Genomic DNA, 20,822 nt, shown 5'->3' with positions numbered 1-20,822 from the left:
CACGGCCGTCACCGTCGAAGTCGTAGACCAGGAACTGGGTGTAGTGCGCGCCCGCGAGCAACCCACCCGCCAGCACGACGGCGACGGCGCCGCGCACCAGCCGGCTGTCCCGTCTCGCTTTCGTCGGTCTCATGAACGTCCCTTCGCACCCGACCGATTGATTCGTTTCAATAAACGGCCGCGACGCTACGGGGGCCCCGCCCCCCGGTCAAGACTTCGCGCAAAGGTGCCTGGTGGGGAGGGGTGCTCCATCCCCCCGGGAACGGGCGCGCCCGGAGAACGGCACGGTGACGGCCTTTCCCGCCCGGGTCGCCGCTACGCTCGGCCCTGGCCGCCCCGCCCCCGCCCACCACGGAGGAGCCCCCGCATGCCCGCTGACCTGGTGCTCGGCACCATGACCTTCGGCGACACCGTCGACGCGGCAGGCGCCGCCGCCATGCTCGACCTCGCCGAGGAAGCCGGTGTCACCCACCTGGACACCGCCAACGTCTACGCGGGCGGCGCCTGCGAGGAGATGCTCGGCACGCTGCTGGCCGGCCGCCGCGACCGGTTCCGGCTCGCCTCCAAGGCGGGCGTGCCGCACGAGGACGCGGGCGGCGCCGCCCCGCTGTCGGCCGGCGCGCTGCGCCGCAGCGTCGAGGGCAGTCTGCGCCGGCTGCGCACCGACCGCCTCGACCTCTTCTACCTCCACCAGCCCGACCGGGCCACCGCTATCGGCGAAACCCTCGACGCGCTCGCCGGACTCGCCGCCGACGGCCTCATCGCGGAGGTCGGCGTCTCCAACTACCCCGCGTGGGGCATCGCCGAACTGCGCTGCGAGGCACGGCGGCGCGGCGCCCCCGTACCGGCGGTGTCGCAGTCGCTGTACAACCTGGTCGCGCGCCGGATCGAGGAGGAGTACGCCGAGTACGCGGCCACGGCCGGGATCTCCACCATCGTCTACAACCCGCTCGGCGGCGGGCTGCTGACCGGCCGGCACCGGTTCGAGGAGCCGCCGGAGCACGGCCGGTTCGGCGACGCGCGGGTGGCGGCGATGTACCGCGAACGGTACTGGGACCGGCAGCTCTTCACCGCCGTGACGGAACTGACCGTGGTCGCGGACGGTCTCGGCATCCCGCTCCCCGAACTGGCGCTGCGCTGGCTGGTGGAGCGCCCGCTGGTGGACGGGGTGCTCATCGGCGCGTCCCGTCCGGAACAGTTGCGCGCCAACCTCGCCGCCGCCGGGCGTGGCCCACTGCCCGCCGGGGCCGGTGAGCGGATCGACGCCGTGTGGCGGACCCTGCGCGGCCCGGCACCCGCGTACCACCGCTGAGCGGCGGGACCGGGGCGGACGGCCGGAACCGCCGACACCACCCACGCCGCCCGCACCGTCCTCAGCGGTCCCCGTCGCCGTCGTACACGTGGACATCACCGCCCTGGGCCGCGTAGACGCGGCTGTTGTCGTGGGCGGCGATGTGCTGCACCTGGCCCCGGACGCCCTCGCGCCGCTCGGCGGTCAGCGAGGCGGTGATCTCGCCGATCAGCTCCCGCAATTCCCCGGCGGCCTCCGGGTGGCGGCGCAGCAGGTCCTGGAACTCGTCCTGCCACAGCGGTACGAGCCGGGTCCGCGCCTGCTCGGCGTCGTCCGCCCGCGACCCGGGCGGCGCCCCGGTCCAGCTGCCCGCCGACCTGCGCGGCCTCCTCCTCGTCGTCCGCGTCCCCGCGCCGGAACAGCCGCACCACCCCGTCCCGGGCGGCCTGCCACCCGTCGGTGGCCATGGCGCCGACGACGGTGGCGCCCCCGGCGAGCACGAGTTCTTCCAGCACGCTTCCCCCTGGTGTCCGTCATCGACCGGTGCCCACCCCACACCTGTACCCGGATCGCCCCGGCCGCCACCGCCGATTGTCAGTGGGGGCGGCTAGGTTGAGCCGCGCTGGCCTGTCTCGGGGGGCGGGCCAGCACCTTCATGCCCGGTGGCCGGGCGGGAGGTGCGCGACCGAGAAGAGATGGAGACCGGCGTCCCCGGCCACGGCGAGCTGACCGCCGGACGGCGAGAACGCGGCGTGGTGGAGCGAGTCGTTGGTGCGGAGCCAGCAGAGCGGCTGGAGGTCGTGGAGGGAGAAGAGGCCGATCAGGCCGGGGTGGGCGATCAAGGCGAGGTGGGTGCCGCTGGCGGTGAGACATGCGACCGACTCGATCGGCGGGGTGCTACCCGTGGGGGAGCCGCCAGTCCAGGCCGGGACCAGACCGTCCGAGCTGTCGGTGGTGAACTCCCACGGCACCAGCATCGTCTTGCCGTGCAGCCTGAGGGAGCCGATCAGGCGGTCTCCGGTGGGAACGAAACACAGACCGGTCCACAGCGGGCGGTCCACGGCAAGGTGGGCTTGTCGTTCCGCTTCTCCGGGGAACACCAGGCGGAGGGGCCCGCGACGCCCGCCGGTTACGGCGTAGGTGCGCTCATCCGGGGCAAAGGCCACCAGCGTCCCGCCGAGGCTGAACTCCTCCGGCCCCAGTTCACCGATCTCGCGCAGGAACGCGTCCTGCTGCGTCGGATCCCGCCGCGTGTAGGGGTGCGGTTCGACGCGACGCAGGAGACCTCGGCGGGGCTGTGCGGGGTCCATGAGGTACCAGCCGTCCTGGTGGGCCAGGACCGCCACTTCCTCTCCGCCAGGAGCCCACATCACCTGCTGGAGCGCGGTTCTCGGTGCCGGCCTGCGGGCGGGGCCCGCTGAGTCCAGGGCCCAGAGTTTCAGGGTCGCATCATCCTGCCTCGTGATCAGGGTGCCGTCCGGGCGCCAGACCACGGCTTCCTGCGGGAGCTCGCCGCGCCCGACACTGACCGGTTCGGAGGCCGGTTCGGCAGGCGTGCCGTGCTGGATGGCCTCGTCCTGGGGAACCGCCCACCGCTGGAGCTGAGTGTCCCCGGACAGCCGGTCCGCCGTTACCAGCTCTTCGCCCGAAGGTGACCACCTGAAGCAGGCGGGCGAGTCGGACTGCCGCTCCCACGTGGTGACGCTCCCGCTCGATGGAAGCAGAACCGTGCAGAGGTCTTCGCAGGCGAGTGCGATGCCCGCACCACCCGGCCGCCAGCTCAGGGCGTGGCCTCGGCCGGTGAGGGCCGGATGCCTGCGCGACGTGGGTGGCGCAGGGGTATGCGGTTCGGCCCAGTGGACGAGGGCTCCGTCGCCCGCTTCCGAACCTGTCGCGTGTGCTGCGAGCCCGTGGTCGGGGTGCCAGTCCAGGGCGTCGTAAGGGCCGGACGACTCGATGTCCGGCGCGGTCAGTTGCTCGGGCGGCGTGCCGGTCCCGGGAGTCCACAGGCGTACCTCCCGCCGGCCCCAGGTCACTGCCAGGGAACGGGAATCAGGTGACCAGGACGTGGCGGGGACCTCAGCGTCCCAAGGCTGCCTGGGCACTGTCAGAACGTCGATCTTCTGCCAGGTCGTCGTGTTGAGAACGGACACGGCGTATGCCTCATGTGCTGCCTCCGGATCGTCGTCCGGTATTTCTTCCCGGGGGGAAGCCGACGTGACGAAGACATCGGCTTCCTCGATCAGTGCCAGGCGACGTCCGTCCGGGCTCCAGCGAACGCCCTCGATGAGCGTCCAGTCACGGCCGGGCCACGCGTACACGCTCTCCCAGGTGTCCGTGTCGTAGATCTCCAACGCCGGTTCGGCGCCGACCGTGGCCAGCAGCGGCAAGGTCGGGTGCAGGTCGATGGCGGTGACGAGACCGCCCGGCTTCCGCACCGGGACCGAGCGCAGCAGCATCCCGTCGTCCCGGTCCGGCGGGGGATGCTCCGCCCGGAGGGGCAGGTCCCGGTCCGTGTGTTCCAGAGCCAGTGGCCGTCCCGGCAGACGGGTGGCCAGGGTTACGGCCACGTCGGTCGAGGCCAGGCCGCCACCGGTGAAGAGGTGGCCTTCCTGGCGGACGAAGTTTCCCAGTTCGCGGGCGTGGTCGTCCTCCGGGCGGGCCGAGGCGTACAGCGTCACGTCCGCTTCCAGCGCGGTCGGGCCGCCCTCCGACAGGCGGGCGGCCAGGAAGCGCGCGTCCCGCAGCAGCGCGCCGAACTCCTCCCAGCGCTCCGCCTGGTGCAGGTGGTAGGCGAGGCCGTGCAGAAAGCCGCGCTCCCGCTGCGGCAGGGCGTGCCAGCCGGTCGCCGGGCGCAGCGCGTCCAGCAGGCGGCCGCTCACCGCCGCCATCCGGGCCGGGTCCGCGCGGCGCAGGGTCTCGCGCGGCAGGTCGTGCATCTGGAGGCCGTCGGGGTGCGGGAGCTGGGCCAGGGAGCGGGAGACGAAGCGGCGGGCTTCGTTCCTGGTGCGCAGCGGGCTGAGGTTCCACAGCCGGGACAGCAGCCAGTACGGGACCATCTCGCCTTCGGGGAAGGCCGCCAGCGAGATGTAGCGGTTGCGTGACGCGTCGTCCGGGAGGTCCATCAGGCTCAGTTCGAGGGTGCGGGCGATGCCGCGTTCCACCCGGGGGTCGTGCAGGTCGTCGAGGGCGGCCGGGCCGGCGCCGTCCAGTTCGTCGAGGACGGCGCTGACGGCCTCCGGTGCCGTCATGCCGTCCATGTGGATCAGGCCGCGCAGCATGGCGAGGGCCAGCGGCCAGCGGCCCACCCGGTCCAGGAGCGGTCGCAGTTCGGCGTGTTCGCCGCGGCCGAGCATGGCCACGGCCTCGTCGTCGCTCATCGCGTCGACCGCGATCTCGGTGCCGTCCAGCAGGCCGGGGCGGCGGGTGGTGACCAGGACGGTCAGCCCCTCCGCCCCGGCCAGGAACGGCCGGACGTCGTCGGCGTGCCAGGCGTCGTCCACGACCAGCAGCGTCCGGTTCTCCGCCGCCGCCAGCGCCGTCCTGAACGCGCCCGCCGCCGCGTGCACGTCCGCGTAGGCCGGGGCGCGGGAGCCGGTGAGCGCGGCGGTCAGTTCCGCCAGTGCGGCGACGATGCGTTCGATGCCGGGGCGCTGGCCCAGCTCCGCCCACAGCACCCCGCCCGCGAAGCCGCGGGCCGCCCAGCCGGCCATGGCGGTCTTGCCGTAGCCGCCGCCACCGGCCAGCAGGACGCACGCCCCCGGCCGCAGCGCGTCGGTGATCGCACGGCCGAGCGCCTCCCGCACGACGAACCGGGTGGGGGCGGAGGGCGCCATCCGGGGCAGCGGGGGCGCGGCGGGTGCCGGTCCGTTCATGTGGACCGTGTGGGCCTGCACCACATGGCGTGCGCGGCCGGAGAATTCGTTGCCCGTCTGCCCCTGCTCCCCCTGCATGCGCCCCAGTTTCGGTGACCGGCCGCCGCTCCGACAAGCGCCGCACGGACAGGCCCTATCCGTACCGGCGTATCCGGTCGGTGTCCTCGTCCGATCGGCGGTTGTCCGGTTCCGTGCCGGGGGGCGGGTTCTCGCGTGCCGGGTCGGGGCCGGGGTCGGCCGGGTCGGCCTCCACCTCCCGTTCCGGGTCCGGGTCGGGCACCGGCTCGCGCGGTGCCGGAACGTCCTCGTCCTCCGCCGGCGGTTGCGTGGCGGGGAGGACCGGGGGCGGGTCCGGGTCGGGGACGGCGCCCGTCGAGGTGCCGAGGCCCAGGAACGCGAGGCCCGCCAGCGCGAGGGCTCCGGCGCCCGCCGCCGCCGTGAGAGCGGTACGCCGGCGGCGCAGTCGCCGGCCGCCCGTCACGGCCGCGTCGGTGACGCTGGGCAGCGGCGGTTCGTCGCGCAGCGCGATGTCGAACGCGGCGCGCAGGGTGGCCGCTTCCTGGTCCGTCGTGTCGCGTCTCATGTCGGGGTTCACCTCCCGGTCACCTCACTCGGCAGCTCTGCGACCAGATGCCGCAGCCGGGCCAGGCCCCGGGCGCTCTGGCTCTTCACGGTGCCCGTGCTCACGCGCAGCGCACGGGCGGTCTGTTCCACGCTCCAGTCCTCCCAGAACCGCAGCACCAGCACCGCACGGTAGCGGGGCGGCAGCGACATCAGGGCCGTCTGCATCACCATGCGCAGTTCGGGCCCGGCGGGTTCGGGGGCGGGCGCGTCGGGGAGGTCGGCCACCGTGTTCTCCCGCCACAGTCCCTTGCGCCGCTGGTCGATGAAGGTGCGGGTGAGGATGGTCCTGGCGTACGCCTCGACGTTGCCGTCCCGGCGGACCCGGGACCAGGAGGCGTACAGCTTCATCAGGGTGGTCTGGGTGAGGTCCTGGGCCTGGTGCCAGTCGCCGCACAGCAGGTAGGCGGAGCGCCGCAGGTGTGCCTCTCGGGCCTGGGCGAACTCCCGGAATTCCCGCTCGCGGCGGACCGCTGCCTTCATCCGCACTCACCTTCGCTCGTTCTGCTCCTCTTCTCTGTACGGGAAGGGGGGCCCGGAGGGTTGCATGGCGGAGGGGAGACGGTCGCCACAGGAGCGCCGGGCAACCCGCGTGCGGCGCGGGCCGTACTTCTTCACGCACGGGGGCCACGGCCCCCGCCGGTCCGTTGACTCAACTCGGGAGATCCTGATGAACGTTCGTATGCGGCGGGTGCGCCGTACGCTGATCGGCCTGGCCGCCGGGAGTGCCCTGGCGATGGCGGGGTGGGGCGTGGCCTCGGCCGCCCCCGCGCCCGCCGAGGGGGAGGGGCCGGCCGCGAGCGAGCAGGCCGATCCCGCGCCCGCTCCGGTGGACGAGGTGGCGGAGGGGGACGTGCCCGCTCCGGTGCCGCCGGTGGCGGAGGGGGACGTGCCCGCGCCCGTGCCGCCGGTGGCGGAGGGGGACGTGCCCGCGCCCGTGCCGCCGGTGGCGGAGGGGGACGTGCCCGCGCCCGTGCCTGGTCCGGTGGACGAGGAGCCGGGCGAGGTCGCCCCCGCTCCGGTGCCGCCGGTCGATGAGGTGCCGCGGGAGGCCGCGCCCGCGCCCGGGAAGTAAGCAGCAGCGCCGCCCCCGGACTTACCCGCCGCTCCCGCCCCCGCCCCCGCCTGTCGCCGCCGGGAGGCTTTCGGCGCCCAGCGCCCGGTTGATGCCCGCCGCCCAGCTGCGGCCGGCGGTGCTCAGCCGGGGGCGGGGGACGAGCGGCACGATGTGGCTGTTGAACTGCACCAGCATCAGCTCGTCGCCGGTCCGCACCGGGCCGTCCCCGTGCGCGACCCGGGGCCAGCACAGCGCCTCGCCGGGCGCGAGCGCGGTGAGGGACGGCCCGTGGTCCTCCTGCGCCGTCCGGGGGCGGGGCAGCGGGCCCTCGGACGTGAGCCGGTAGCGGCCGGGGCCCGGTAGGCCAGGGCCGAGCCCGGCGGCGCGCCGTGCGTGCACCAGGATCTGGCTGAGCGCGGGGAGTTCGCCGTGGACCGTGCGCGACGCGGGCAGCCCGGGGAGCAGCTGGGCCAGGATGTGCAGCCCGAGGACGGGCAGCAGTCCCGCGGCCCCTTCTGCGGCGTGGGTGAGGGAGACCGCCGTGTGGAAGCGGGGGTTGATCCCGACGGCGAGGACCCGGCTGCCCTCGGTGACCAGGTCGAGTCCGAACACGCCCCGGTAGCCGCGCGTCCGCAGCACCTCGCCCACCCGGTACGCGGCCTCGCGCGCCGCCGCGTGCACGCGGGGCGGCAGGTCGGCCGGGCCGGCCAGCTGACTGCCGCACGGGGTGCCGCGGTGCGGGGTCAGTTCGGGCAGGCCCACCAGCTGGTGGCAGACGGCGGAGACCACGGTGCGGTCGCCGCCGGCGCAGCCGGTGATGGTGAGCGGCAGTCCGGCGACGTGCCGGCTGAGCCGCAGTTCGTGGCCTTCCCAGACACACAGGGCGCGGCTCAGTTCGGGGCGGCTGGCGACGCGGACGGTGCCGCGGCCCAGCAGGTGGTTCTCGCGGCGCTGGAGGACGGCCCGGGGCCAGCCGGCGGGCCAGTACGCGGCGGAGCCGAGGCGGCCGGTCGCGGGGACGATGACGTGTTCGGGGACGGGGACCCCGGCCTCGGCGAGCAGCGGCAGGACATCGATCTTGTCGTCGGCGGCGGCGGTGACGGCGGGCTCGGGGACCAGCAGCCGGTAGCCGTGGGCGCGGGCCCAGGCGCGGGCGTGGTCGGCGGCCGGGGTGCCGGGTCCGGGGGCGAACGCGACGGCCACCCGGCGGGGGTCGGGGTCCGGCGGCGGGCCCGGGTGCCGGGGCGGAGGCGGCCCGGGAGGCTCGTGCCGTATCCGGCGCCATCGCGCGTCGGCGGTCAGGGCGTGGCTGAGGAGGGGGGAAGGGTCCAGCCACACCGCCTCGTCGACCAGTTCCGCCAGCAGCGCGAGCCCGGCGCCGGCCGGTACTCCCTCCAGCACGGCCTCTCGCATCGCGGCCCACCGCCTCCCGACGTCCTCGTCCGTCCGTCCGTTCGCCTGCCCGCCCGGCCCGGGGCCGAGCCGGACGACTGTAGGCACCGCGCCGCCCGCCGGCCGTGGCCGTCCGGGAACTTCCTCGCGCAAACACCCCGTTCGGGTGAGACCGGCCCGCGCTCGTCCGAACACCGTTACGGATGCCCGGGCGGCGGGGGTTCAACGCCCGCCGGGCGCGGGAGCGCCCACCGACCGGTGCGGACCGGCGGGGGCCGGCCGGGGCCGCGGTCGTGCGTCCCCCGTCGCGGCCCGGTCGCGGTGCGTGACCGTGGGCCGATCTTCTCGTTCTTTTCCGGGCGTCGTGCTAGCCTCGGAATCAGTTGCAGTTGTGGTTCCCAAGCGTGAAATGCTCCTGTCGCTGTCCGGGGTCATTCGGTTCCGGACCGGTAGGGGCTTTTTGTTTTCCGGTTTTCCTCCGGTGGGGCAATCATCGCGGCGACACGGGGTCGGCAGGGTGCCGGCTCCGGTACTGCCCCGAAGGAGATATGACATGGCCAGTGGCACTGTGAAGTGGTTCAACTCGGAAAAGGGCTTCGGCTTCATCGAGCAGGAGGGTGGCGGCCCCGACGTCTTCGCCCACTACTCGAACATCGCCACCCAGGGCTTCCGTGAGCTTCAGGAAGGCCAGAAGGTGACGTTCGACGTCGTGCAGGGCCAGAAGGGCCCGCAGGCGGAGAACATCGTCCCCGCCTGATCGCGGACGTTTGCGCGCGCGATGACGCGTGCACAGGGCCGGTCCCCCATCCTCGGATGGGGGACCGGCCCTTCGTCGTGCTGTATGCCGTGCGCCGCCTGCCGTCGGCCGCGTGGCCAGGTGCCCCGGGCGCGCGGTCTGTGCTCAGGCGCTGGCGGCCCGGGCGGCCGGCGGGGCCAGGTGGCGGAGGAGTTCGGCGGGGGTGAAGGCGTGCTCGACGACCATGGCCGCCGCCCCGTACACCCCGGCGCGCTCACCGGCCGCCGACTGGACGATGCGCAGGTCCTGGGTGGCCAGCGGCAGTGACCGCTGGTAGACGACCTCGCGGATGCCCGCCACCAGGTGTTCGCCGGCCTGCGAGAGCGCTCCGCCGATGACGATCCCGGACGGGTTGAACAGGCTCACGGCGGTGGCGAGCACCTCGCCGATCTGCCGACCGGCCTGCCGGATGAGCTTGAGGGTGGTCACCGAGCCGTTTCTGGCCTGGGCCACCACGTCCGCGCTGTTCTGCGCGGGCATGCCCAGTTCGGTGAGGCGTGCGGCCAGGGCGGCGCCGCTGGCCAGGGCTTCCAGGCAGCCGGTGTTGCCGCACCGGCACGGTACGTCGGTCTCGTTCGGCAGCTGGACGTGGCCCATGTCGCCGGCCACGCCCTGGGAGCCGCGGTGGAGCCGGCCGTCGGCGATGAGGCCGCTGCCGATGCCGGTGGCGATCTTGACGTAGATCATGTGCTGCCACTCGGGCCACTGGGAGCGGTGTTCGCCGAGCGCCATGAGGTTGACGTCGTTGTCGACCAGGACGCTGGTGCCGAGGAGTTGCTGGACGTAGCCGGGGACGTCGAAGCCGTCCCAGCCGGGCATGATCGGCGGGTTGGTGGGCTTGCCGGAGGCGTGCTCGACCGGCCCGGGCAGCCCGATGCCGATGCCGAGCAGGTCGGTGCGGTCCCGTCCGGCGGTGTGCAGCAGGGCCTCGCCGTGCTCGCTGACCTGCTTGAGGACGGTCTCGGGCCCGGCGGCGATCTCCAGCGCCAGGTCCTCCTCGGCCAGCACGGTGCCGGACAGGTCGGTGACGGCGGCCTTGGCGTGGGTGGCTCCGACGTCGGCGGCCAGGACGACCCGCGCGGCCGGGTTGAAGGCGAAGGCGGAGGGGGGCCGGCCGCCGGTGGAGCGGGCGTTGTCGGTCCGGTGGAGCAGCCCGGAGGCGAGCAGGGTGTCGACGCGTTCGGCGACGGTGGAGCGTCCCATGCCGGTTTCCGCGACCAGTTCGGCCCGGGTGCGCGGGCGGCCGTCCCGCATCAGCCGCAGCAGCGCGGCCGCACCGGCCGCCTGCCCGGCCGAGGGCAGGCCGTCCTCCGCCTCCGTCATGGTGAGCCCCGCCCTTCTGTCGATTGCGGACCGTAAGCGCATGATTCACGATACAACGCAGGGGCCTTACGTCATGTACCACCCGATCTTCCCGCACAAACTGCTGCACTTTCTATTGACGCCCGGCAAAAGCCTCTTTACGTTGACGGCCATGACAGGCCCACCGAAGGCGTCCGGCCCGTCCCCGGCACAGGAACCGGCCACGGACGCAGCCGAACCGCTGCTCGCGATGCACGGCATCGTCAAGCACTTCCCGGGCGTTCGCGCCCTCGACGGCATCGACCTGGACGTCCTCCCCGGCGAGGTGCACTGCCTCCTCGGCCAGAACGGCGCCGGCAAGTCCACGCTCATCAAGGTGCTGGCCGGCGCGCACCAGCCGGACGACGGCCGCATCCTGTGGCAGGGCGAGGAGGTCCGCTTCCCGCGTCCGCAGGCGGCGCTGGAGCGCGGCATCGCGACGATCTACCAGGAACTCGACCTGGTGGACGGTCTGTCGGTGGCCGAGAACATCTACCTGGGCCACGAGCGCGCCGCCTTCGGCTTCACCTCGCGCCGGGAGATCACCACGGCCACCGCCGAACTCCTCAAGCGCCTGGGTCACCCGGAGATGTCGCCGTCCACCGAGGTCGGCGCGCTCTCGGCGGCCGGGAAGCAGATCGTCTCGATGGCCAGGGCCCTGTCGCACGACGCCCGGCTCATCATCATGGACGAGCCGTCCGCCGTCCTGGACCAGGAGGAGGTCGGCCGGCTCTTCACCGTCGTCGCCGACCTCGCCGCCCAGGGCATCGCGATCATCTACATCTCGCACCGCCTGGAGGAGATCCGGCGGATCGGCGACCGGATCACCGTGCTCAAGGACGGCCGCACCGTCGCCACCGGGCTCCCGGCGGCCGACACCCCGACCTCGGAGATCATCCGGCTGATGACGGGGCGCTCCATCGAGTACGTCTTCCCCGAGCGTCCCGGGGTGGCGGAGGCGGAGCAGCCGGTGCTCGAGGTGGAGAACCTCTCGCGGCCCGGCGAGTTCTCGGATGTGTCCTTCACGGTGCGGCCCGGGGAGATCCTGGGCCTGGCCGGTCTGGTCGGCTCGGGCCGCTCCGAGATCCTGGAGACCGTCTACGGCGCCCGCAGGGCCGCGACCGGCACGGTCCGGGTCGGCGGCGAGAAGATACGCGCGGGCCGGGTCGGCTCCGCGATGGCCGCCGGGATCGGGTTCTGCCCCGAGGAGCGCAAGAGCCAGGCGCTGATCCTCTCGGACGCCGTCTACCGCAACATCACGCTCGCCTCCCTCGCCCGCTTCCAGCGGGCCGGGTTCCTGAACAGCGGCGGCGAACAGGAAGCCGCCGCCGAGCACACCGAGGCGCTGGACGTCCGCCCGGCCGGGGTGACCCGCCCGGTGGGCACGCTGTCCGGCGGCAATCAGCAGAAGGTGGTGCTCGCCCGCTGGCTGCTGCGCGGCTGCCGCGTGCTGCTGCTGGACGAGCCCAGCCGGGGCGTGGACGTCGGCGCCCGCTCCGAGATCTACGCCCTCATCCGCGAACTGTCGGCGCAGGGCATCGCCGTGGTGGTCGTCTCCAGCGAGATCGAAGAGGTCATCGGACTCTCCGACCGGGTGCTGGTGATCGCCGACGGGCGGATCGTCGCCGAGGCGGCGGCCGATGACATCGACGAGCACCGCGTGCTCGACCTCGTAATGGAAGGTGATGCGGCGTGACCGCGCAGACCCACGCCCAGCAGGCGCCGGACGGCACCGCACCCGAGGCCCCGCCCAGCGGCAGTGGCCGGAACCGGATCGGCGCTCTGCTGAGCAGCCCCGCCGGACGCAATCTCGGCCTGGTCGTCGCCCTGCTGGTGCTGTGTGTGATCGGCCTGGCGACGGTCGGCGACCGGTTCGGCTCCTTCGACAACATGATGACGATCCTGCGGGCGGCTTCGATCATCGGTGTGATCAGCGTCGGCATGACGTTCGTCATCACCGGCGGCGGCATCGACCTGTCGGTGGGTGCCCTGGTGGGGCTGGCCTCGGTCTGGGCCTCGACGCTCGCCACCCAGCAGATGGCGGCCGACTTCCACTGGATCGTGATCGTGACCACCGCGCTGCTGGTGGGCGCCGGTGCCGGTCTCGTCAACGGCTTGCTGATCGCGTACGGGAAGATGGCGCCGTTCATCGTCACGCTCGCGATGATGGCCGCGGCGCGCGGTCTGGCGGAGCTGATCTCGGACAAGAAGACCCAGGTGGTCACCGAGCGCGGCCTGATCGACTTCTTCGGCGGCAAGGTGCTGGGCGTCCCGGTGCTCGTCATCATCTTCGCGCTGGTGGCGCTGGGCGGCTGGGTGCTGCTCAACCGCACCACCTTCGGGCGCCGCACCCTCGCGGTCGGCGGCAACCCGGAGGCCGCCCGGCTGGCCGGCATCGACGTCCGGCGCCACACCACCATCCTCTACGTCCTGCTCGGTCTGGCCTGCGGTCTGGCCGCGGTGATGATCCTGGCGCGTACGACGGCCGGTACCTCGACCCATGGCGGGCTGTACGAACTCGACGCCATCGCCGCCGTGGTGATCGGTGGCACGCTGCTCAGCGGCGGACGGGGCACAGTCGTCGGCACCGTGTTCGGGGTGCTGATCTTCGTGACGCTGACCAATGTGTTCGTCCTCAACAACCTTGACACCTCGACCCAGATGGTCGCCAAGGGCGCGATCATCGTCGTCGCCGTGCTGCTCCAGCAGCGGATGGCCTCCCGGGGCAGTACCCCTTAGCGACGCGGTTCCCTTCGCACCACCGGCACGACGCGCACCACCCGCTTTCTCTTCTCCTTATCTCTCTCTCGCTCGGAGACAGTCATGTCCATGCCCAGAAAAGCCGCTCTGGCCTGTGCCACCCTCGCCGCCGCCGGCCTGCTGGCCTCCTGCACCAGCAACTCCGCGGAGACCAGCGACGGCGACCGTTCGACCACCGTCAGCTCGAACGACGACCCCGGCGAGAACGTCGTCATCGGCTTCTCGGGGCCGCAGGCCGACCACGGCTGGCTGGCCGCCATCAACACCTTCGCCGAAGAGGCCGCCGCCGAGTACGACGACGTCGAACTGCGGGTCGCCGAGGGCACCAACGACCCCAGCGCCCAGATCAGCCACATCGAGACGTTCATCAACGACAAGGTGGACGCCATCGTCCTGCTGCCCACCGACGGTGCCGCCTTGACCGAGGTGGCCACCCAGGCGATGGAGGCCGGCATCCCGGTCGTCAACGTGGACCGCGAGTTCTCCGACGAGGCCGCCGCGCGTCTCACCCTCCTCGGCGACAACTACGGCATGGGTGTCTCCGCCGGCGAGTACGCCTGCGGACTCATCGCCGAACACAACCTGGGCAACGACGCCGTCATCGCCGAGATCGCCGGCATCGACTCGCTCCCGCTCACCCAGGAACGCTCCCAGGGCTTCGCCGACGCCCTCGCCCACTGCGGCCAGGACGTCGACAACCGCGTCGCCGCCGAGTTCACCGTCGATTCGGGGGAGCGCGCCGCCTCCAACCTGCTCCAGGCGGCGCCCGAGATCGACATCATCTGGAACCACGACGACGACCAGGGCATCGGCGTCAAGGCCGCCTTCGACAACGCCGAACGCGACGAGTTCTTCTTCATCGGCGGCGCCGGCTCCGCCAACGCCATGCGCTGGATCGAGGCCGGCGAGATGGAGGCCACCGTCATCTACCCGGCCACCCAGGCCGGTGACGGCATCAAGCTCGCCCGGCTCATCGCCCAGAACCGCGGCCTGTCCGACCTCGTCCAGATCGAAGTCCCGCGCCGCATCGTGCTCGACGCCCCTGTCGTGACGGCCGACAACCTCGACCAGTACACCCCGATGGGTTTCGAGTCCTAAGGAAGGCCAGCCTTCATGAGCTCTCTCAGCAGCACGCCAACGCCACCACCGGCCCGGGGCGATGACCCCCGGGGCGCGGAACGGAGCGACATCGGCATCGGCATGATCGGTTACGGCTTCATGGGAGCGGCCCACTCCCAGGGCTGGCGCAACGCCCGCAGCTTCTTCGACCCCCCGCTGCGTCCGCGTTTCGCCGCCCTCGGAGGCCGTAACCGGGACGCCGCCGGCCATCTCGCCGACCGGTTCGACTGGCCCGTCGTGGAGACGGACTGGCGCGCGCTCATCGCCCGCGACGACGTCGGCATCGTCGACATCTGTACGCCGGGCGACACCCACGCGGAGATCGCGATCGCCGCGCTGGAAGCGGGCAAGCACGTGCTGTGCGAGAAACCGCTCGCCAACTCGGTCGCCGAGGCCGAGGCGATGGTGGCGGCGGCGGAGACGGCCCGCGAACGCGGGATCCGGTCGATGCTGGGCTTCACCTACCGGCGGGTCCCCGCCCTCACCCTGGCCCGCCGGCTGGTCGCCGAGGGCCGGATCGGCGAACTCCGGCACGTCCGCGCCCGCTACCTCCAGGACTGGCTGGGCGACCCCGCCGCCCCGTACACCTGGCGGATGTCGCGCGAGCGCGCCGGCTCGGGCGCGCTGGGCGACATCGGGGCGCACGCCGTGGACATCACCCAGTACGTCGCGGGTGAGTGGATCACCGGGGTCTCGGGCCTCACCGAGACCTTCGTGCGCGAGCGCCCGCTGGCCGACGGCAGCGGCGGCACCGGGCAGGTGACCGTGGACGACGCGGCCGTCTTCACCGGGCGGCTGGCCGGCGGCGCGCTGGCGTCGTTCGAGGCGACCCGGTACGCCACGGGCCGCAAGAACGCGCTGCGGCTCGAACTCAACGGCACCCGCGGCAGCCTGGCGTTCGACCTGGAGGACCTCAACGTCCTGCACTTCCACGACGCGACCGCCGACACCGCCACCCAGGGGTTCACCCGCATCCTCGTCACCGAGGCGGAACACCCCTACCTCGACGCCTGGTGGCCGCCGGGGCACGGGCTCGGCTACGAGCACGCCTTCGCCCACCAGTCCGTCGACCTGCTGACCGCCATCGCCGAGGGCACCGACCCGGAGCCGTCGTTCGCCGACGGGCTGCGGGTGCAGCGGCTGCTCGCGGCGGTGGAGGAGAGCGCCGCCGCGAACGGCGTCTGGACCGCCGTTCCCCTCACCTGACGCTCTCACCCCCGTCCCCCCAACGCTCCGCACCACCTGATCCCCGCAGGCCACCCCCCAACCCACAGGAGCCGTCATGTGTTACGGATACGACGGAGACAGAACACTCACCGAATCCCTCGCCGCCCGCGGCCTCGGCCGCCGCCGCCTGCTGCGCGGCGCGGCCGTCGCCCTCGGCGCCGGCGCGCTGGCGGCCGGCGGGGCGGCGAGCGCCCTGGCGGCGCAGCCCGGCGCCGCGCCCGCGCAGGCCGCCCCCGGGCTCGGGCTCGGCCACGGGAACGGCCGCAAGCCGCTGGTGCCGCCCGGCAAGATCAGCATCCAGCTGTACACGCTGCGCGACGCGCTCGGCGGCGAGCCCGGGTACGACGCGACGCTGCGCGAGCTGTCCCGCATCGGGTACAACAAGGTCGAGCAGGCGCTGGGTTACTACGGCCGCAGCGCCCGCGAGCTGCGCCGCTTCTACGACCGGCTGGGCATCCGGGCGACCTCCAGCCACGACGGCATCAGCGAGACCGACGAGGCGCTGCGCACCAAGATCGACAACGCCAGGACGCTGGGCCAGAAGTACATGAACGTCCCGTACCTGGCCTCCGGCAACGCCGCGGACTGGCAGCGCTGGGCCGAGCGGATGAACGTCGAGGCGCGCGTCGCCTGCCGGGCCGGGATCCGCTACGGGTACCACAACCACGCCCACGAGTTCACGACCGACCTGGGCCGCGGCCGTACCCCCTGGGACATCCTCTCCGCCGAACTCGACCCGCGCTACGTCCACCTGGAGATCGACCTCTACTGGACGGTGACCGCCGCGATCGAGCTGGGCGAGAGCGACCCGGAGGGCTTCTCGCTGGATGTGATCCGGGCCGCCCCGCAGAGCGTGCTCCAGTTCCATGTGAAGGACCGCAGCGCCACGGACGGGGACACCTCCGACCTGGGCACCGGGATCATCGACTTCCCGCGGATCTTCCAGGCCCACCAGGTCAAGGAGTACATCGTGGAGAACGACCGCCCCGATGTGACCCCGATCGAGACCGCCCGCGTCGGCTACCGCTACCTGCGTCGCTGAGGGCCGTCCCACTGTGCCCCCGGCGGCGGTTGGACGACCGCCGCCGGGTGAGCCCTGCTGCCGTCCGCCGGCACGGACGGCGGCGCCGTGCTCGAACCGCCGGTCAAACCCGCAATGAGACGCACCTAATGGGGAAGCAATGCGAAGAAAAAAGACCCTGACCGCCTGGGTGGCGGCGATGGCGGCCGCTGTGATCAGCCTACCCGCCGTGGCAGTCGCCCATGACGGGCATCCGCACCCGGACCCCACGCCCCCCAACCCCACCTCCGAGTTCCAGAAGGTCACCCTCAACGACACCCCCGGCGAGCCGATCGACCTGGCGGTGCTCCCGGACGGCCGGGTGCTGCACACCACCCGCGACGGGCAGGTGTGGCTCAACAACCCGCGCAACGGCCTGAACACGCTGGCCGGCCAGCTCGATGTGTACACGCACGACGAGGAGGGGCTGCAGAGCGTCGCCGTCGACCCCGGCTTCAACGGCGTCACCAACCGCTGGGTGTACCTCTTCTACGCACCCCCGCTGGACACCCCCGTCGACGACCCGGCCACCCCGGACGTCAACGAGGGCGACGCGCCGATCACCGGCAGCCCCGAGGACTTCGCCCCGTTCGAGGGCGTCAGCCGGCTCTCCCGGTTCCAGCTGCGCGGCAACACCCTGGACCTGAGCACCGAGCAGCAGATCATCGAGGTGGAGGCCGACCGGGGCATCTGCTGCCACGTGGGCGGTGACATCGTCTTCGACCGGGCCGGCAACCTGCTGCTGTCCACCGGTGACGACTCCAACCCGTTCGACTCCGGCGGCTACACCCCGATCGACGAGCGGGCCGACCGCAACCCGGCGTACGACGCGCAGCGCACCTCCGCCAACACCAACGACCTGCGCGGCAAGGTGCTGCGGATCAAGGTCAACCGGGACGGCTCGTACTCCATCCCGCGCGGCAACCTGTTCCCGCCCGGTACGGAGAACGCCCGGCCCGAGATCTACCTGATGGGGCTGCGCAACCCGTTCCGGATGGAGATCGACCCGCGGGACGACACCCTGTACGTCGCGGACTACTCGCCGGACGCCCGTACCGACAACCCGCAGCGCGGCCCGGCCGGCACCGGCAAGTGGTTCGCGGCGCGCAAGGCGGGCAACCACGGCTGGCCGTACTGCGTGTCGCCCGATATGCCGTACGTGGAGTACGACTTCGAGACCCGCGTCTCGGGCGAGCCGTTCGACTGCGCGGCGCCGGTGAACGACTCGTGGCGCAACACCGGGCTGCGCGAGCTGCCGCCGGTGGAGCCGGCGCAGATGCTGTACGGCTACGAGGAGTCGGCCGAGTTCCCGGAGCTGGGCACCGGCGGTATCGGCCCGATGGCCGGTCCGGTGTACGAGTACAACTGGCTGATCGACAAGCTGCCGGGTTCGCGGGCCTGGCCGAAGGAGTACGCGGGCAAGCCGCTGTTCTTCGAGTTCACCCGGGACCGGATCTGGGGTCTGTCCCTGGACCGGCAGGCGCAGATCAGCCAGGTGCAGGACGTACTGCCGGGGATGGACTTCTCGTCGCTGATGGACATGGAGTTCGGTCCCGACGGCGCGCTGTACGTCCTGGAGTACGGCAAGGGCTTCTTCGCGCAGAACCCGGAGGCGCAGCTGGCGCGGATCGACTACATCGGCAAGAACGGCAACCACTCGCCGGTGCCGGTGGCCTCGGCCGACGTGACCAGCGGGCACGCGCCGCTGACGGTGAACTTCTCCAGCGAGGGGACCTCCGACCCGGACGGGGACCGGCTGCTGTACGCCTGGGACTTCAACTCGGACGGCAAGATCGACTCGCGGCAGAAGAACCCGACGTTCACCTACAAGAAGGACGGGGTCTACACGGCCTCGCTGCGGGTGACGGACGTCGGCGGGCGGGACCGGGGACGGTCGGCGAACGCCGAGGTGCAGATCGTGATCGGCAACGACGCGCCCGAGGTGCGGTTCATCAAGCCGGTCACCGGTGGTGAGTTCTCCTTCGGCGATCTGATCGAGTTCGAGGTGGAGGTCACCGACGACCAGCCCGTGGACTGCGCGCGGGTCACGGTCACCTACATCCTCGGCCACGACGACCACGGTCACCCGATGACGACGGCGCGCGGCTGCTCGGGCACCATCCGCACGGGTACCGACGACTCGCACGACCCGGAGCACGACAACCTGCTGGGCGTGTTCGTGGCCAGCTACACCGACCCGGGCGTGGACGGGCTGCCCCCGCTCACCGGCACGGCCGAGGTCACGCTCAATCCGATCCATCACTGATCTGTCCGCCTGTGTCATGACTGATTGGGAATGACATCGGGGATTGATCAGGACTGAACGGGATTGACCGGGTGGCCCCGGCCCAGGGACGACGGGCCGGGGCCACCCGCAGAACCACTGACCAGGAGGTCTGCTCATGTCACCGCGGACACCACGCATCGGCGCGTGGTTCATCGGCGCCCGGGGATCGGTGGCGACCACCGCCACCGTCGGAACCCTCGCGCTGCGCGCCGGGCTCGCCCCACCGGACGGCTGTGTGACGGAACTGCCACCGGTCGCGGCGGCCGGGCTGCCCGCCCTCACCGGCATCGTCACCGGCGGCCACGAAGTCGGCGAGGGCTCGCTGCCCAAGCGCGCCGAGGAACTCGCGGCGGGCGGCGTCTTCCCCGTCGCCCTGGCCCGCGCGCTGTGCGCCGAACTCGCGGAGGCGGACGCCCGGATCCGCCCCGGCACCGCGCCCGGCGGCGAGACCCAGCGGGCGGCGGCGCGCCGTATCGCGGACGACCTGACGGCGTTCCGGGACCGGCACGGCCTGGACGAGGTGGTCGTGGTCGATGTCTCCAGCACCGAGCCGCCGGCCGCCGACACCCCCGAACTCACCTCGCTCGACCGGCTGGAGGAGGCCCTGGACCGGGGCGAGTCCCCGCTGCCGGTCAGCTCGCTGTACGCGTACGCCGCGTTCCGGGCCGGCTGCCCCGTGGTGGCCTTCACCCCCAGCCCGGGGCCGGGGCTCCCGGCCGTCGCCGAACTCGCCCTGCGCGAGGGCCTGCCGTGGGCGGGCTCGGACGGCAAGACCGGCGAGACGCTGCTGAAGTCGGCGCTGGCCCCGATGTTCGCCCACCGGGCGCTGGCCGTCCGCTCCTGGGCGTCGGTCAACCTGCTGGGCGGCGGCGACGGCCGCACCCTGGCCGACCCGGCGGCGGCCGAGAGCAAGCTGCGCACCAAGGGCCAGGGCCTGGAGACGATCCTGGGCCACCCGGTCGACGGCCCGATGCACATCGACTACGTCGCCGACCTCGGCGACTGGAAGACCGCCTGGGACCACGTCTCCTTCGAGGGCTTCCTCGGCACCCGCATGTCGCTCCAGTTCACCTGGAACGGCTGCGACTCGGCGCTCGCCGCCCCGCTCGTCCTCGACCTGGTCCGGCTCACGGCGCGGGCCAGGCAGGCGGGCCGGTCCGGGCCGCTGGCCCCGCTCGGGTTCTTCTTCAAGGACCCGGCCGGCACCGGGGAGCACGACCTCGGCGAGCAGTGGCGCGCGCTGCTCGACTGGTGCGCGGAACTCGGCGCCGAGGCCGCCGAGGCCGCCGGGGGCACCGGCGACGGGCACCGGGACGGGGACGGCTCCGGGGCCGGGGCGTGAGGCCGCGCGACGCCGCCGAACTCGTCCGGCTGCCGGCCGCGCTGACCGCCCCCGGCGACAGCCTGGCGGGCGCGGCGGCGGCCGGCTGGCCGTACGGCGGACGCACCTGGGCGGCCCCGGCCGCCTCGGTGTGCCTGTATCTGGCGGGCATGGCGCTCAACGACTTCGCGGACAGCGACCTGGACGCCTTCGAGCGGCCCGAACGCCCGGTTCCCTCCGGGCGGGTGGCGCCGTTCCAGGCGCTGGGCGCGGCGGTGGCGCTGAGCGGCGCCGGTCTGGGCCTGGCGGCGGTGGCCGGTGGCGGCCGGGCGCTGCGGGTGGCCGTGCCGCTGACGGCGGCGGTGTGGAGTTACGACCTGTGGGCCCAGCGCACGGCGGCGGGCCCGGCGGTGATGGCGCTGGCGCGCGGCCTGGACGTGCTGCTGGGCGCGGGCGGCGACACCCGCCGCGCGGCGCTCCCGGCGCTCGCGGTCGCCGCGCACACGGCGGGCGTGACCACGCTCAGCCGGGGCGAGGTGTCCGGCACCACCGCTCGCGCCGCCGCCGCGGCCCTGACCGGCACGGCGACCGCGGCGGCCACGGCGGCGGCGCTGGCCGCCACCCGCGCGGGCACGGCGGCCGGGGCCCGGCCCCGTACCGCGGCCGCACCCCGTA

At 73.1% G+C, this 20,822-nt stretch carries 17 protein-coding genes; 11 read left to right on the top strand and 6 right to left on the bottom strand.

The window, feature by feature from the left end:
* Positions 1 to 367: 367 nt before the first annotated feature.
* Positions 368 to 1,312, top strand: coding sequence for an aldo/keto reductase (locus tag ACFV5N_RS10435; RefSeq protein WP_385596818.1), 945 nt, complete (start codon positions 368 to 370; stop codon positions 1,310 to 1,312).
* 61 nt (positions 1,313 to 1,373) lie between these two features.
* Here the strand turns inward: ACFV5N_RS10435 and ACFV5N_RS10430 are convergent, their stop codons facing one another.
* From ACFV5N_RS10430 to ACFV5N_RS10415, 4 genes are all read right to left on the bottom strand, one after another.
* On the bottom strand, positions 1,374 to 1,847 hold the full coding sequence (locus ACFV5N_RS10430) for a hypothetical protein (protein ID WP_385596816.1): 474 nt from the start codon (positions 1,845 to 1,847) through the stop codon (positions 1,374 to 1,376).
* 97 nt (positions 1,848 to 1,944) lie between these two features.
* Positions 1,945 to 5,244, bottom strand: a complete 3,300-nt coding sequence (locus tag ACFV5N_RS10425; protein ID WP_385596814.1) for a hypothetical protein — start codon at positions 5,242 to 5,244, stop codon at positions 1,945 to 1,947.
* Between the two features lie 55 nt (positions 5,245 to 5,299).
* On the bottom strand, positions 5,300 to 5,749 hold the full coding sequence (locus ACFV5N_RS10420; RefSeq protein WP_385596811.1) for a hypothetical protein: 450 nt from the start codon (positions 5,747 to 5,749) through the stop codon (positions 5,300 to 5,302).
* An 8-nt stretch (positions 5,750 to 5,757) separates the two neighbouring features.
* On the bottom strand, positions 5,758 to 6,270 hold the full coding sequence (locus ACFV5N_RS10415; RefSeq protein WP_385596808.1) for a SigE family RNA polymerase sigma factor: 513 nt from the start codon (positions 6,268 to 6,270) through the stop codon (positions 5,758 to 5,760).
* Between the two features lie 187 nt (positions 6,271 to 6,457).
* On the opposite strand from ACFV5N_RS10415, the gene ACFV5N_RS10410 reads away from it, so the two are divergent.
* On the top strand, positions 6,458 to 6,862 hold the full coding sequence (locus tag ACFV5N_RS10410) for a hypothetical protein (RefSeq protein WP_385596805.1): 405 nt from the start codon (positions 6,458 to 6,460) through the stop codon (positions 6,860 to 6,862).
* A gap of 21 nt (positions 6,863 to 6,883) precedes the next feature.
* On the opposite strand, the gene ACFV5N_RS10405 is transcribed toward ACFV5N_RS10410, so the two are convergent.
* Positions 6,884 to 8,257 carry a hypothetical protein gene (locus ACFV5N_RS10405; RefSeq protein WP_385596802.1) on the bottom strand — a complete coding sequence of 458 codons (1,374 nt, stop codon included), beginning with the start codon at positions 8,255 to 8,257 and terminating at the stop codon, positions 6,884 to 6,886.
* 532 nt (positions 8,258 to 8,789) lie between these two features.
* Here ACFV5N_RS10405 and ACFV5N_RS10400 point away from each other — a divergent pair.
* Entirely contained in the window at positions 8,790 to 8,993 is a 204-nt protein-coding gene (locus ACFV5N_RS10400; protein ID WP_019434089.1) for a cold-shock protein, read from the top strand.
* Between the two features lie 144 nt (positions 8,994 to 9,137).
* Here ACFV5N_RS10400 and ACFV5N_RS10395 read toward each other — a convergent pair whose 3' ends face one another.
* The gene (locus tag ACFV5N_RS10395) at positions 9,138 to 10,355 is read right to left on the bottom strand and encodes an ROK family protein (RefSeq protein WP_385596799.1); all 1,218 of its coding nucleotides are present in this window, start codon (positions 10,353 to 10,355) and stop codon (positions 9,138 to 9,140) included.
* 229 nt (positions 10,356 to 10,584) lie between these two features.
* On the opposite strand from ACFV5N_RS10395, the gene ACFV5N_RS10390 reads away from it, so the two are divergent.
* The 8 genes from ACFV5N_RS10390 to ACFV5N_RS10355 form a co-directional block, all read left to right on the top strand.
* The gene (locus ACFV5N_RS10390) at positions 10,585 to 12,069 is read left to right on the top strand and encodes a sugar ABC transporter ATP-binding protein (protein WP_385596821.1); all 1,485 of its coding nucleotides are present in this window, start codon (positions 10,585 to 10,587) and stop codon (positions 12,067 to 12,069) included.
* A complete protein-coding gene (locus ACFV5N_RS10385; protein ID WP_385596796.1) occupies positions 12,066 to 13,112 on the top strand; it encodes an ABC transporter permease in 1,047 nt (348 codons plus the stop codon). The genes ACFV5N_RS10390 and ACFV5N_RS10385 overlap by 4 nt, the downstream gene beginning before the upstream one ends.
* 90 nt (positions 13,113 to 13,202) lie before the next feature.
* Positions 13,203 to 14,231 (top strand): substrate-binding domain-containing protein, encoded by a 1,029-nt coding sequence (locus tag ACFV5N_RS10380; RefSeq protein WP_385596794.1) that lies wholly within the window; start codon positions 13,203 to 13,205, stop codon positions 14,229 to 14,231.
* Positions 14,232 to 14,246: 15 nt separating this feature from the next.
* Positions 14,247 to 15,458: a Gfo/Idh/MocA family protein gene (locus tag ACFV5N_RS10375; protein ID WP_385596792.1), complete on the top strand. Its 1,212-nt coding sequence runs from the start codon at positions 14,247 to 14,249 to the stop codon at positions 15,456 to 15,458.
* A gap of 76 nt (positions 15,459 to 15,534) precedes the next feature.
* The gene (locus ACFV5N_RS10370; RefSeq protein ID WP_385596791.1) at positions 15,535 to 16,521 is read left to right on the top strand and encodes a sugar phosphate isomerase/epimerase family protein; all 987 of its coding nucleotides are present in this window, start codon (positions 15,535 to 15,537) and stop codon (positions 16,519 to 16,521) included.
* Positions 16,522 to 16,729: 208 nt separating this feature from the next.
* On the top strand, positions 16,730 to 18,805 hold the full coding sequence (locus tag ACFV5N_RS10365; RefSeq protein WP_385596788.1) for a PQQ-dependent sugar dehydrogenase: 2,076 nt from the start codon (positions 16,730 to 16,732) through the stop codon (positions 18,803 to 18,805).
* Positions 18,806 to 18,941: 136 nt separating this feature from the next.
* Positions 18,942 to 20,168 (top strand): inositol-3-phosphate synthase, encoded by a 1,227-nt coding sequence (locus ACFV5N_RS10360; RefSeq protein WP_385596786.1) that lies wholly within the window; start codon positions 18,942 to 18,944, stop codon positions 20,166 to 20,168.
* Positions 20,165 to 20,822 (top strand): SCO3242 family prenyltransferase (locus tag ACFV5N_RS10355; protein ID WP_385596784.1); only part of this gene is annotated, 658 nt, incomplete at its 3' end. The genes ACFV5N_RS10360 and ACFV5N_RS10355, both read left to right, overlap by 4 nt.

Source organism: Streptomyces sp. NPDC059853 (genome assembly GCF_042731495.1).
Lineage (GTDB): Bacteria > Actinomycetota > Actinomycetes > Streptomycetales > Streptomycetaceae > Streptomyces.
The sequence above is the reverse complement of the archived record's forward strand: the minus strand, read 5'-3'. Positions and strand labels throughout refer to the sequence as shown.